Genomic DNA, 13,190 nt, shown 5'->3' with positions numbered 1-13,190 from the left:
CGCGCCGGCGGTTCTTGCTTCATAGTGAGGGGAGCCACCGGCTCCGCCTGTTATTGGGGAACATTGAGGGAAAAAATGGCAAAAGTTATTGGTATTGATTTGGGCACGACCAACTCGTGCGTCGCCGTCATGGAAGGCGGGAAACCCAAAGTTATCGAAAATTCGGAGGGCGAGCGGACGACCGCGTCGATGGTAGCCTTCACCAAGGATGGCGAGCGCCTGATCGGCCAGCCGGCCAAGCGCCAGGCCGTCACCAATCCGGACAATACGGTTTTCGCGGTCAAGCGCCTGATCGGCCGCCGTTTCGACGACCCCATGACGAAAAAGGATATGGAGCTCGTTCCGTATAATATCGTCAAGGGCGGCAATGGCGATGCCTGGGTACAGGCCGGCGGCGAAGATTACAGCCCGTCGCAGATTTCGGCGTTCATTCTGCAGAAGATGAAAGAGACGGCCGAAAGCTATCTCGGCGAAACGGTCGAGCAGGCCGTCATTACGGTTCCCGCTTATTTCAACGACGCCCAGCGTCAGGCGACCAAGGACGCCGGCAAGATCGCCGGGCTCGAAGTGCTGCGTATCATTAACGAGCCGACAGCGGCGGCGCTCGCCTATGGTCTCGAAAAGAATGACGGCAAGACGATCGCCGTTTACGACCTTGGCGGCGGCACGTTCGACATCTCGATCCTCGAGATCGGCGATGGCGTGTTCGAAGTGAAGTCGACCAATGGCGACACCTTCCTCGGTGGTGAGGATTTCGACAGCAAGGTCGTCGAGTTCCTGGCCGACGGTTTCAAGAAGGACGAAGGCATCGACCTGCGCAGCGACAAGCTGGCGCTGCAGCGGCTCAAGGAAGCCGCCGAAAAGGCGAAGATCGAGCTGTCCTCGGCCCAGTCGACCGAAGTGAACTTGCCGTTTATCACGGCCGATCAGAACGGCCCGAAGCATCTCGTGAAGACGATCACGCGCTCCGACCTCGAACAGATGGTCGGCGATCTGATCAAGCGCACGCTCGATCCGTGCAAAAAGGCGCTCGAAGATGCTGGCGTGAAAGCGGGCGATATCGACGAGGTAATCCTTGTCGGCGGCATGACCCGCATGCCCAAGGTGCGCTCTGTCGTTGAAGATTTCTTCGGCAAAGAGCCGCATACAGGCGTGAACCCGGACGAGGTCGTTGCCATGGGCGCGGCGATCCAGGCCGGCGTGCTGCAGGGCGATGTGAAAGATGTGCTGCTGCTCGATGTGACCCCGCTCTCGCTCGGTATCGAAACGCTGGGCGGCGTTTTCACCCGGATGATCGACCGCAACACGACGATCCCGACTAAGAAGACGCAGGTTTATTCGACGGCCGATGACAATCAGAATGCCGTTACGATCCGCGTCTTCCAGGGCGAGCGCGAAATGGCGTCGGACAACAAGCTACTCGGCCAGTTCGACCTGGTCGGCATTCCGCCGGCGCCGCGCGGTGTTCCGCAGATCGAAGTGACCTTCGATATCGATGCGAACGGCATCGTGAACGTGTCTGCCAAGGACAAGGGGACGGGCAAGGAACAGCAGATCAAGATCCAGGCCTCGGGCGGTCTCGACGATAGCGATATCGAAAAGATGGTGCAGGAAGCCGAGCAGTTCGCCGAGGAGGACAAGCAGCGGCGCGAGGTTGCGGAAACGAAGAACCAGGCCGAAAGCCTCGTTCACACGACCGAACAGCAGCTTGCCGAACATGGCGACAAGATCGACGCGAACCTCAAGTCCGACATCGAGAGCAAGATCGCCGAGACCAAGTCGGCCATCGAAGCCGAAGATGGCGACGCCATGAAGACCAAGTCGGAAGAATTGGCGCAGGCCGCGATGCAGATGGGCCAGAAGATCTACGAAGCCCAGCAGGCCGAAGCCGGCGCCGCCGAAGGCGATGCCGCGGCCGATACCGGCGGTTCGAGCGAAGACGAAGATGTCGTCGACGCCGAATTCTCCGAGGTCGATGAAAAGGCCGACACGGACGAAGAGACCAAGGCTTAATCGGATGCTCCCTGTTGCGCTCACCCTGAGCTTGGCGAAGGGTCGGTGCGACAGGGGGCTTCGACACGCTCAGCCTGAACGCTGTTTGTCGGGGGCAATGGTCGCATGACCGAAGTCGATTATTACGAAGTCTTGCAGGTGGACCGGGGCGCCGATGGCGCGACCCTGAAATCCGCCTATCGCAAGCTCGCCATGCAATATCATCCGGACCGCAATCCGGGCGATGCCGATTGCGAGGCAAAGTTCAAATCGATCAACGAAGCCTATGAATGTCTGAAGGACCCGCAAAAGCGCGCGGCCTATGACCGGTTCGGTCATGCCGCCTTCCAGAACGGGGCCGGCGGCGGTCACCAGCAGGATGGCTTCAGCGCCTTTTCAGATATATTCGAGAATATCTTCGGCGAGGATTTCATGGGCGCCGGACGCGGCCGGGGCCGTAGTCGGGACGTCCGCCGCGGAGCGGATCTGCGTTACGATTATGAGATCACGCTCGAAGAGGCGTTCAACGGCAAGGAAGCCGAGCTAACCCTCGATGTTTCGACCATCTGCGAGGTCTGCGAAGGGTCTGGCGCCAAACCGGGCACCAGCGCGCAAACCTGCCCAACCTGTCATGGCCATGGGAAAGTGCGCGCGCAGCAAGGACTGTTTCTCGTCGAGCAGACCTGCCCGACATGCCATGGCATGGGTCAGATTATCACCGATCCCTGCGAGCATTGCCATGGCGAGGGACGGGTCGATACGACCAAGACTATCGAAGTGAAAATCCCGCCCGGCGTCGATGACGGCACGCGTATCCGCGTATCGGGTGAAGGCGAGGCAGGCGCGCGCGGCGGTCCGGCCGGCGATCTCTACATCTTCATCCATCTCGAGCGGCACGAACTGTTCCAGCGCGAAGGCACGACGCTGTTCGCGCGCTGCCCGATTTCCTTCACCACCGCGACTCTGGGCGGCTCGATCGATGTCCCGGGCCTCGATGGCGAAGTGCACACATTCCAAATCCCGGCCGGGATGCAGAGCGGCAAGCAGCTGCGCAAACGCGGCGCGGGCATGCCGGTCCTGCAGGGCAGGGGCTTTGGCGATCTCGTTGCCCAATTCGACGTCGAAACGCCGACCAAGCTGTCAGCCAAACAGAAAGAATTGCTCCGCGAGTTTCGCGAAACGGAAACCGGCGAGGAATGCCCCCAAAGCGCAGGCTTCTTCGACAAGCTGAAAACGATGTTCGGCGAATAGGCGGGTTGCATGGCGGGGGCAGGCTCGGATGACGCGCAGGCCCAACGCAATGCTGCTATCGAAGCCTATCATCGCGGCGAAGCAAATGCGCTATCGCTGATTTCCGACGCGCTCGCGCGAAATCCGCATGATGGCGGTCTGCTGATCAGCGACGCAGCGCTGCGCCTCTCGCGCGGCGAACCCGATGCGCTGTCCAGAATGGAGCGGATGATTGCGCAAGCTCCCGATTGGGTAGACGGGCAGGTTGCACTGGCCGGTTTTCGCTGGGAAAGCGGCGATACCGATGGTTACCTTTCCGGCATAGAAACGGCACTCGCGAAGCTGCCGCGCCATGCAGGGCTCTGGAAATCCTATATCTCGCTGCTCGCCGGAAGCGGCAAGCTGATCGCGGCGGCGGATGCGGCCCGGATGGCGCGCCAAAAGGGTTTCGATATGCCGATGCTGCGCCTGATCGAGGCGATGCACAGCGGCGCGGGCGGCGATCTGGATCGGGCCGAGGCGCTGCTGGCGGACTTGCCACGCGAGATTCCCGATCTGCCGCAACAGCTCGCGCGGCATTTGCTCCGCACGGGCGAAGCAGACGCGGCTGTTGTCGAACTGGACGAGGCACGCCGCCGTCACCCGGACGATATCTCCAACTGGGCGCTTACCGAGATTGCCTGGCGGCTGACCGAAGACGAACGGCATGACTGGCTGGTCGGCGAGGGTAAACTCGCCGGGCCGCTGGATCTGGGCCCAGCCGAAACCGACCTGTCCGCGCTCGCCGATTGCCTGCGCGATCTGCACGCATCGGGCGCGGCGCCCATCGGCCAGAGCGTGCGCAGCGGCACACAGACGCGCGGTGACATCTTCAAGCGCATGGAACCGCCAATTGCCGAGTTGCGGAAACGGCTTAAAGCGGCCGTTGCCGAATTCTGGAGCGGCCTGCCGCAGATCGATCCCGCGCATCCCCTGCTGCGGCATCGCGATGCTACGCCGCGCTTCGTTACCGGCTGGTCGATCCGTATCCTGGGCGGCGGTTTCCATGTCAGCCATATCCATCCGGGCGGTGTGCTTAGCTCGGCATTCTATGTCGCGGTACCGGATACGCTCGATGCCAAAACGCGCGAAGGTTGGATCGAGCTGGGCCGCCCACCGGACGATTTACAGCTCGATCTCGGGCCGTTCACGGCCTTCGGGCCGAAACCCGGCCGTCTTGTCCTGTTTCCGAGCTATCTTTATCACGGCACCCGGCCCTTTTCCGCCGGGGAGAGGATGTCCGTCGCCTTCGATATTGCACCTGCTTGAAAGGTCTCGGCAAGCAGATACGAAAGAGGCGCCGACGATGCGTCAGCGCCTCCGTTTCGATCCTTGCTAGCTGCCGAAAACGGCTTCTACAAAAAGCAGTTGAGCGGCAATAACGGCGGCAAGGCTCGTAATTCTTGCGAATACGGACATGGTGAATTCCTTCCCTTCGTCATGGAACGGTCATTCGTTCCGGCACTGAAATGGGGTCGGAAAACCGGGCTTCCATCGCCCAGTACGCACCTACGGTTGCATGTTTTGCAATCGTATTTTTCGGCTATTTTTCGCCGAAAACCCGCGTGAAAATCGTGTCGATATGTTTGAAATGATAGTCGAGATCGAACTTCTCCTCGATCTCGCTATCGCTGAGCGCGGCGGTCACCTCTGCATCGGCCTTGAGCAGTTCCATCAGCGATAGCTGGCCGTCCGACTCCCAGACTTTCATCGCATTGCGTTGGACGAGCCGATAGGCATCTTCGCGGCTGACCCCGGCCTGGGTGAGCGCGAGCAGGACGCGCTGCGAATGGACGAGCCCGCCCATCCGGTCGAGATTCTTCTGCATCCGCTCGGGATAGACGAGCAGCTTATCGACGACGCCGTTGAGACGGCCCAGCGCGAAATCGAGCGTGATGGTCGCGTCCGGCGCGATATAGCGCTCGACCGAGGAATGGCTGATATCCCGCTCGTGCCACAGCGCGACATTCTCCATCGCCGGCACGGCATAGCCGCGCACCATGCGGGCGAGGCCGGTGAGATTTTCGGTCAGGATCGGGTTGCGCTTGTGCGGCATTGCCGACGAACCCTTCTGGCCCGGCGAGAAATATTCCTCGGCTTCCAAGACCTCCGTGCGCTGGAGATGGCGGATTTCGACCGCCAGCCGCTCGACCGATGAGGCGATAACGCCGAGTGTCGCGAAGAACATCGCATGGCGGTCGCGCGGGATGACCTGGGTCGAGATCGGTTCGACGGTCAGCCCCATCTTTTCTGCGACATGCGCTTCGACGCGCGGATCGATATTGGCGAAGGTGCCGACCGCGCCGGAAATGGCGCAGGTCGCGATCTCGGCGCGTGCCGCGACGAGCCGGTCCTTGCAGCGATCGAACTCGGCATAGGCCTGGGCGAGCTTCAGCCCGAACGTTACCGGTTCGGCATGGATGCCATGGCTGCGGCCGATCGTGGGCGTCAGTTTGTGCTCCATCGCGCGGCGTTTCAGCGCGTCGAGCAGCGTATCGAGATCGGCGAGCAATATGTCCGAGGCGCGGGCGAGCTGCACGGCGAGGCAGGTGTCGAGCACATCGGAACTCGTCATCCCCTGATGCATGAAACGCGCTTCTTCGCCGACCTGCTCGGCCACCCAGGTCAGGAAGGCGATTACATCATGCTTGGTGACGGCCTCGATCGCATCGATGGCCAGCACGTCGATCTCGGGCTCGGTCGCCCACCAGTCCCACAGCGCTTTGGCCGCGCTTTCCGGCACTACGCCGAGATCGGCCAGCGCCTCTGTCGCATGCGCCTCGATCTCGAACCAGATACGGAACTTCGATTCCGGTTCCCAGATGGTGGTCATTTCGGGCCGGGCGTAGCGCGGAATCATTCTTGGTCTCTCATCCTTCGACAGCGGAGCCGGGCGATTAGCAGCGGAACTGGCGGGGGACAAATGCGATCATCCACCGTTGAGCGCCCGATTTCACAATTTTTCGGGCTTTGATGCAGATCAAGGGATGATTCTGCCGACTCGCTAAGGCAGCCTCGACAATAACTGTCAGATCCGAGGGGGAACTCATGACAGAACGCAATAGTGCAGCCATCGATGGCGCAGCCGATTCACAAGAAACGGCACCGCCGCCGAACGGCGTAGCAAGCAACGGATTGGCGGCCGATATCGTCGCGCCGGCACCGGAAACGCCCGATATTGCGGCCGATCAGCCGGGTGAGCCGCGCAATGCGAAAACCGTGCTGCCCAAGGTAACACCGGATAGAATCCGCGAAGCTTTTGAGACCGGGCGCTATCCGTACGATACGAAAATGTCGCGGAGACGCTATGAACGGCAGAAAGCGAGGCTTCAGGCGGAATTGCTCAAAGTTCAGCTCTGGGCGCAGGACATGGGCGAAAAGTTCGTGTTGTTGTTCGAGGGGCGCGATGCGGCCGGCAAGGGCGGCACGATCAAGCGTTTCACCGAACATCTCAATCCGCGCACGATGAACGTTGTGGCGCTGGCCAAGCCCGACGATCGCGAGCGCGGCCAATGGTTCTTCCAGCGTTATCTTCAGCACCTGCCGACGGCTGGCGAAATGGCGTTTTTCGACCGGAGCTGGTATAATCGCGCGGGCGTCGAGCGGGTCATGGGGTTCTGCTCGCCGAACGAATATCTCGAATTTATGCGCCAGGTGCCTGAAGTCGAGCGGATGCTCGTCCGGTCTGGTATCCGCCTGTTCAAATACTGGTTTTCGGTCACGCAGGACGAGCAGTTCAACCGGTTCGAATCGCGCAAGACCGATCCCCTGAAACGCTGGAAGCTGTCACCGATCGATCAGGCCAGCCTCAGCAAGTGGGACGACTATACCGAAGCCAAGGAGGCGATGTTCTTCTACTCCGATACCGCCGACGCGCCCTGGACGATTGTAAAGTCGAACGACAAAAAACGCGCGCGGATAAACTGCATGATGCACTTTCTCGACAGCATCGATTATCCGGACAAGGATAAGAGCATAGCAAGAAAGCCCGACCCGCTGATCGTGGGGCAGGCGCATCATGTGATCCACAGAGCCGATCACATTTTGGGAACATCGCTGCATCCGGAATTGCGTCGCGGCAGCGCCTGACGGCGCGCCCGGACGTTCCAGGCTAGGGCGCGATCACGACGCGCCCGACGACTTCGCGATTGCGCATCATCTCGAATGCGTCGCGCCAGTGATCGAGCGATAGCGCGGCATGGACATGGGGCGTGACCTTGCCCGCTTCGGCCAATGCCCAGATCGCATTGAAATTCTCTTCGCCGCGTTCCGGATAGCGGCGGCCATATTCGCCGGCGCGCACGCCGACGACCGAGAAGCCCTTGATCAGCGGGATATTGGTCGGAACGGTCGCGATCCGGCCCGAGGTGAAGCCGACGACGAGCAGCCGGCCGCCGAAGGCGATGCAGCGCGTACTCTCGTCGAAAATATCGCCGCCGACCGGATCGTAGATGACGTCGGCTCTGCCGCCGGTCAGTTCCTTGACCTTTTCGCGAAAGCCGTCGGTGACGTTGATCGTCGCCTCGGGCGCGTATTTCTCCGCGATCACGGCAAGCTTCTCGTCGGACGCCGAGGCGGCGATCACCTTTGCGCCCAGCGCCTTGCCGAGATCGACTGCCGCCAGTCCAACACCGCCCGCCGCGCCATGCACCAGCAGCCATTCGCCCGGCTGGATGTCGGCCCGGCGCACGAGCGAGACATAGGCGGTCAGATAGGCAACGCCGAAGGCGGCCGCCGCGTCGAAATCCATGCCGTCCGGCTTGCGGCGCAGCGCTGCAACGGGGCAGAGCGCATAGTCCGCGAAACCGCCGGTGCCGAGCGTCGCGACGACCGCATCGCCGATAGCGAAATCCGTGTGCTCCTCGCCGAGCGCGACAATCTCGCCCGCGATATCGTTCCCGGGCGTGAACGGCAGTTCGGGGCGATGCTGATATTTCCCCTCCGTCATCAGCAAGTCTGGAAAACCGAGCGCCGCCGCGCGTACGCGAAGCAGTGCCTGACCCGGACCGGGCTCCGGCACCGGAACATCGGCAACCGTACACCCGGCGAAATCGGGCGCGAGATCGGCCACTTGAAGGGCGCGCATCGTCTTCTGCAGGCTCATATCAAATCAGTCCCTGGCTTCTGAGGCTCGTCTGCCCCTTGGTGCCGACAATCAGATGATCGTGCACGGCAATGCCCAGCGGCCGCGCTGCCTCCACCACTTCGCGGGTCAGGCGGATATCGGCCTTGCTGGGGGAGGGGTCGCCGGACGGGTGATTATGCACGAGGATCATCCCGCTCGCGTGGAGATCAATCGCGCGGCGGATGATCTCGCGGACGTAAATTGCCGCCTGGTCGATCGAGCCCTCGGTCACGATCTCGTCGCGGATCAGCACATTCTTGCTGTCGAGATGCAGCACGCGGACGCGTTCGATCGGCTCATGCGCCATATCGGCGTGCAGATAATCGATCAGCGCCTGCCAGTTAGACAGGATCGGCTTCTCGCGGACCTCTTCGGAAAGCAGCCGGAGCGCCGAAGCCTTGGCGATCATCAGCGCCGCGATCGCGCCCTCGCTCAGTCCACCGATCCGCGCGAGCGCCTCGGGTTCCGCCGAGAGCAGCGCGCCGAGCCCGCCAAACTCGCCGATCAGCCGCTTGGCGAGCGGTTTCGTATCGCGCCGCGGAATGGCCAGCGCCAACAGATATTCGACAAGCTCATGATCGAGCAGCGCGTCATGCCCGCCCTCGATCAGGCGCTTGCGCAGCCGGGCCCGGTGCCCTGTCCCGTCTGTCGGTGCCTTCGTCATGCGGCGGACGCTATCGGGATGGCGGCACGGGTGCAATCGCGCTAGTCAGGGTCAGAACCTATTAGTGGCACCGGCACGGTTTGAAGTGAAATGGCTCAGTGCAAGGAGGAGAGGCGCAGGAATATGTCAATATTTCAAGCCTCTCCGACGCAGCAATGGGCCATTTCGGTCAAATCCCGAAAGGGACGCCCAAATGGCTTCCATCTCGAACCGAAAAACGCTTGCAGGGGCAACCAGCCCCTGCAGCGCGTCTTTCGGCCCGATATGTTCGCCATTTGGACGCCGTTCCGGTGCCACTAATAGGTTCTGACCCTAGCATGGAGGAAACGGCGCCTGTTCGGAAATCCGGCTGGAAACGGCGGCGCTACTGGCTGGGCGGATTGGCCGGCACTGTGGCGCTCGGCCTCGGTATCGCCTGGATCCAGCGCGAAGACCTCGCGACCCGCTATATCGACGGACTGCTCGACGCGGCCGAAGCGCAGGGCAGCTATGAGATCGTCGAGATCGGTCTCGGGCGGCAGCGTATACGCAATCTCGTGATCGGCGATCCGGGCAGTCCGGACCTGACGGTCGAACAGGCGGATATCTATCTCGATTTCGGTTTCGGCTATCCCGAAGTCAGCAGCGTCTCGGTGCGGGGCGTGCGGCTCGACGGGCGGCTGGTCGATGGCGCGTTCGATTTCGGACAGCTCGGCGGTTTTTTGCCGGAGCCGACCGGCGAACCTTTTGTCCTGCCCGAACTGGACCTCGAACTGCGTGACGCCGTGATGCGGCTGGAGACGCCCTATGGGCCGGTGGCGCTGGCGGCGACCGGATCGGGGCCGCTGCATAACGGCTTTAGCGGCTATCTCGCTGCGGCCAGTCCGGGCCTAGTCTATCAGGGCTGCACGGCCGGCGCACCGCGATTAGACGTCGCGATCCGGACCGAAGACCGGCGCCCGATTGTCGAAGGGCCGCTTCGCGCCGCGCGCGTCGCTTGCCCCGATCAGGACATGGCGCTCGCCGCGCCCGAGGTCGCGATTAGCGCCATATTCTCGGAGAGCTTCGATCGCTGGGGCGGGGACGCGCTGCTGACGGCGGCATCGCTGACACATGAAAGCGGGCAGGCTGGAAATGCCCGGCTGGCCATGACCTTCGACGGCGAGGCTGGCGGTCAGACAGCCGGCACGATGCGGCTGCGCTTGGCCGACGCGCGGGGCTTCGATATCGACGCTCAAGGCGTGCGGATGATCGGCCATTACCGCGTCCGCGATGGCGGCGGCACTATCGGATTCGATGGCGATGTCGAGCTGCGCGATGCACGGCTGGGGGCGACACGGCTTGCGGGAATCACAGAAACACTGCGCGGGGCAGAGGGCACACCGCTCGGTCCAGTCGGCGCAATGCTCGCCCGCGCGGTCCAGGCGGCCGGCCGCGATTTCGATGCGCAGTTTGCGATGACGGCTGCCTATGGTGAGCGCGGTGGCGCGATCCGCTTTGCCGAAGTTCGCGGGACGAGCGAGAGCGGCGCGCGGCTGACATTGGAGCGCGGAGAGGGTGTGCAATATGGCTGGCCCGATCGCGGTTTTCGCTTCGCCGGCGCGATGCGGCTCGCAGGCGGCGGTTTTCCGCAAAGCTATATCACCATCGATCAACCGCGTGCGGGCGCTCCGCTCGAAGGCCTGGCGGAGATCGCACCGATCCGCGCCGGCGATGCGCTGCTGTACCTCGAGCCCGTGCGCTTCACGGCAGCTGGAGACGCGACCCGGATCGCGACCCAAGTCGAGATGAGCGGGCCGCTGGCCGATGGGCGGGTCGAGCGCCTGCGCCTGCCGATTGCCGGACTATTGGGGCAGGGTGGTCGCCTGACCGTCGGCGAGGGCTGCACGCCGGTCCGCTGGGACAGGATGATGGTCGCCGGGATGGTGCTGGGGCCGACCGAACTGCCCTTCTGCCCGATTACCGGTGGTGCGCTGGTCCGCTACACGCCGGGTGCAGGGGTGAGCGGCGGCGGGCGGCTGATCCAGCCGCGGCTGCGTGGGCGTATCGGAGACTCCCCGCTGACGATCACCGCCGCCGATTTCCGGCTGCCGCTCGCCCGGCCATCCTTCGTCACCAACGGTGTTGCGGTCCGGCTCGGTCCGCAAGGCGCGCAGTCCGAACTCGACATAGCCCGGCTCTCCGCCGATTTCGTATCGGGCGGCGTGGATGGGGACTATGCGGGCGCCGCGGGGCAGCTTGCCAATGTACCGCTGCGGCTTAGCGAGGGATCGGGGGGCTGGCGTTTCACGAACGGCGTGTTGACTGTCGATGGTGCGGCCGGGCTGACCAACACTTCGCCCGATCCCCAGTTCGAGCCGCTGGCGGTGCGCGAGATAGCGATGCGCCTCGAAAACAGCATTATCGGTGCGACCGCCGAATTGCGCGCGCCGGCAAGCGATGTCCGCGTCGCGGATGTCAATCTCATGCATGATCTGCGCGACGGCACGGGCGCGGTGGTGCTCGACACCGACAATCTCGCTTTTAACGACCGCATTCAGCCGACCGACCTGACCCGTCTCGTGCTCGGTATCGTGGCCGACGTCAGGGGGCTGGTCAGCGGCACGGGCACGATCCGTTGGGACGCAGCGGGCGTTACCAGCGATGGCGTCTACCAGCTGACCGATATCGACCTCGCCGCGCCGTTCGGGCCGGTGCGCGGACTGAGCACAGAGATTCACTTCACCGATCTGCTCGGCATGAATACCGAGCCGGGGCAGGTGGCGAGTGTGCGCGAGATCAATCCCGGCGTGCTCGTGCCGAATGGAACGGTGCGCTACCAGTTTCTTTCCGCCAACCGGGTGCAGGTGGAAGGCGCGACCTGGCCGTTCGCGGGCGGCCAACTGATCCTTCAGCCGACGATCCTCGACTTCCGCGTCGATCAGGAGCGCAAGCTCGTCTTCATGGTGCGCGGCGTCGATGCGTTGCAGTTTCTCGAAGCGCGGGAGTTCGAAAATATCATCGCGACCGGCACGTTCGACGGGAAGCTCCCAATGATCTTCGACCGGAATGGCGGACGGATCGAGGGCGGTTTGCTGGTCTCGCGGGCAGGCGGCGGGACGTTCTCGTACGAGGGCGAGATCAGCGACGTAAATCTCGGCATGTTCGGCAGTCTCGCCTTTAACGCGCTCGAGCTGATCCGCTACAGCGAACTCGCGATCGCGTTCGACGGTGCGATCGACGGCGAAATGGTCACGAGTATCGAATTTACCGGCGTCTCACCCAATCTCGCTCGTGAAGGGCAGGGGCTGATTATCGGCGGCTTCACTCGCGAACTCGCCGAAATCCCGATCCGCTTCGACATCACCATGAACGCGCCGTTCAACCGGATGCTTTATTCCTTCCGCCTGCTCGACGACCCCGGTTTCCTCGTCAACCAGGCGATCCGCGCACGGATAAACCGAACCCAGGCCGAACAGGATGTTCAGCCTCCCGAAAGCGATATTATGCCATGAAGACTGCAATATTGACGAAGAAGGAGCATGATGCGACCGACGGATGGATGAGACGGACACAGCTACTCGCAGCGGCGATATTTGCCGCGATGACAAGTGGTTGCGTTCAGGTTTCGGCGCCCGAAGAGCCCATCGTGATCGAATTGAACATTAATGTGCAGCAGACTGTCGACGTGAATTTGCAGGAAGATGTCGAAAATCTGATCGAGAATAATCCGGAGCTGTTTCCAGAATGATCAAGCGTAAAGCCAGCATCGCCGCCATTTTCGCCGTCGCATTGGGCGGCATCGCGACCATGGCGCCCGCCCAGAACAGTGCAGTCCAGCAGGCGATCGCCCAGGGCGTCGTCGGCGAAACGGCGACCGGCTATCTCGGTTTCGCGCAGACGCCGTCACCGCAATTGCGCGCGCAAGTCGATGCGATCAATCTCGGTCGGCGTTCCGCCTTCGCCGATCTCGCCCAGCAGCGCGGCACGACGCGCCAGCAAGTCGCCGAGGAAACCGCCTGCAACCGCCTCTCCAGAGTCGATCCGGGCGAAGCCTATCAGCTGCGCGACGGCGTGTGGCGCACCCGCGGCTCCGCCCCGATCCCGACGCCGCCTTATTGCTGAGCGGATCTAGTTCGCGACGATTTCGGTACGTCGGATCGAGTCCGGGCCGACAGATAC

General features: G+C 62.7%; 10 protein-coding genes. 7 read left to right on the top strand and 3 right to left on the bottom strand.

The genetic code is table 11. The features are described from left to right. The first annotated feature begins 75 nt into the window (after positions 1-75). From dnaK to Q0974_RS08905, 3 genes are all read left to right on the top strand, one after another. The gene (gene dnaK / locus Q0974_RS08915; RefSeq protein ID WP_299326677.1) at positions 76-2,013 is read left to right on the top strand and encodes a molecular chaperone DnaK; all 1,938 of its coding nucleotides are present in this window, start codon (positions 76-78) and stop codon (positions 2,011-2,013) included. 105 nt (positions 2,014-2,118) lie between these two features. After that, on the top strand, positions 2,119-3,243 hold the full coding sequence (dnaJ, locus tag Q0974_RS08910; protein WP_299326675.1) for a molecular chaperone DnaJ: 1,125 nt from the start codon (positions 2,119-2,121) through the stop codon (positions 3,241-3,243). 9 nt (positions 3,244-3,252) lie between these two features. Beyond that, positions 3,253-4,530, top strand: a complete 1,278-nt coding sequence (locus Q0974_RS08905; RefSeq protein ID WP_299326673.1) for a putative 2OG-Fe(II) oxygenase — start codon at positions 3,253-3,255, stop codon at positions 4,528-4,530. 274 nt (positions 4,531-4,804) lie between these two features. On the opposite strand, the gene purB is transcribed toward Q0974_RS08905, so the two are convergent. Next, positions 4,805-6,121, bottom strand: coding sequence for an adenylosuccinate lyase (gene purB, locus Q0974_RS08900; RefSeq protein WP_299326671.1), 1,317 nt, complete (start codon positions 6,119-6,121; stop codon positions 4,805-4,807). A 188-nt stretch (positions 6,122-6,309) separates the two neighbouring features. On the opposite strand from purB, the gene ppk2 reads away from it, so the two are divergent. Further along, positions 6,310-7,350: a polyphosphate kinase 2 gene (gene ppk2 / locus Q0974_RS08895; protein WP_299326669.1), complete on the top strand. Its 1,041-nt coding sequence runs from the start codon at positions 6,310-6,312 to the stop codon at positions 7,348-7,350. A gap of 22 nt (positions 7,351-7,372) precedes the next feature. Here the strand turns inward: ppk2 and Q0974_RS08890 are convergent, their stop codons facing one another. Together Q0974_RS08890 and radC are read right to left on the bottom strand one after the other, a co-directional pair. Further along, complete coding sequence (locus tag Q0974_RS08890; protein WP_366943589.1) at positions 7,373-8,365, bottom strand: NADPH:quinone oxidoreductase family protein; 993 nt, start codon at positions 8,363-8,365, stop codon at positions 7,373-7,375. 1 nt (position 8,366) lies between these two features. Then, positions 8,367-9,050 carry a DNA repair protein RadC gene (gene radC, locus Q0974_RS08885; RefSeq protein ID WP_299326667.1) on the bottom strand — a complete coding sequence of 228 codons (684 nt, stop codon included), beginning with the start codon at positions 9,048-9,050 and terminating at the stop codon, positions 8,367-8,369. 317 nt (positions 9,051-9,367) lie between these two features. Between radC and Q0974_RS08880 the strand changes: the two genes are divergently transcribed. The 3 genes from Q0974_RS08880 to Q0974_RS08870 are packed head-to-tail and all read left to right on the top strand — an operon-like array spanning position 9,368 to position 13,133. Continuing rightward, positions 9,368-12,523: a YdbH domain-containing protein gene (locus Q0974_RS08880; RefSeq protein WP_299326665.1), complete on the top strand. Its 3,156-nt coding sequence runs from the start codon at positions 9,368-9,370 to the stop codon at positions 12,521-12,523. Continuing rightward, positions 12,520-12,759, top strand: coding sequence for a YnbE family lipoprotein (locus Q0974_RS08875; protein ID WP_299326663.1), 240 nt, complete (start codon positions 12,520-12,522; stop codon positions 12,757-12,759). The genes Q0974_RS08880 and Q0974_RS08875 overlap by 4 nt, the downstream gene beginning before the upstream one ends. Next, a complete protein-coding gene (locus Q0974_RS08870) occupies positions 12,756-13,133 on the top strand; it encodes a YdbL family protein (RefSeq protein ID WP_299326661.1) in 378 nt (125 codons plus the stop codon). Before Q0974_RS08875 ends, Q0974_RS08870 begins: the two co-directional genes overlap by 4 nt. Positions 13,134-13,190 lie beyond the last annotated feature (57 nt).

It is taken from the genome of Parasphingopyxis sp. (assembly GCF_028279465.1).
Classification (GTDB): Bacteria; Pseudomonadota; Alphaproteobacteria; order Sphingomonadales; family Sphingomonadaceae; genus Parasphingopyxis.
The sequence above is the reverse complement of the archived record's forward strand: the minus strand, read 5'-3'. Positions and strand labels throughout refer to the sequence as shown.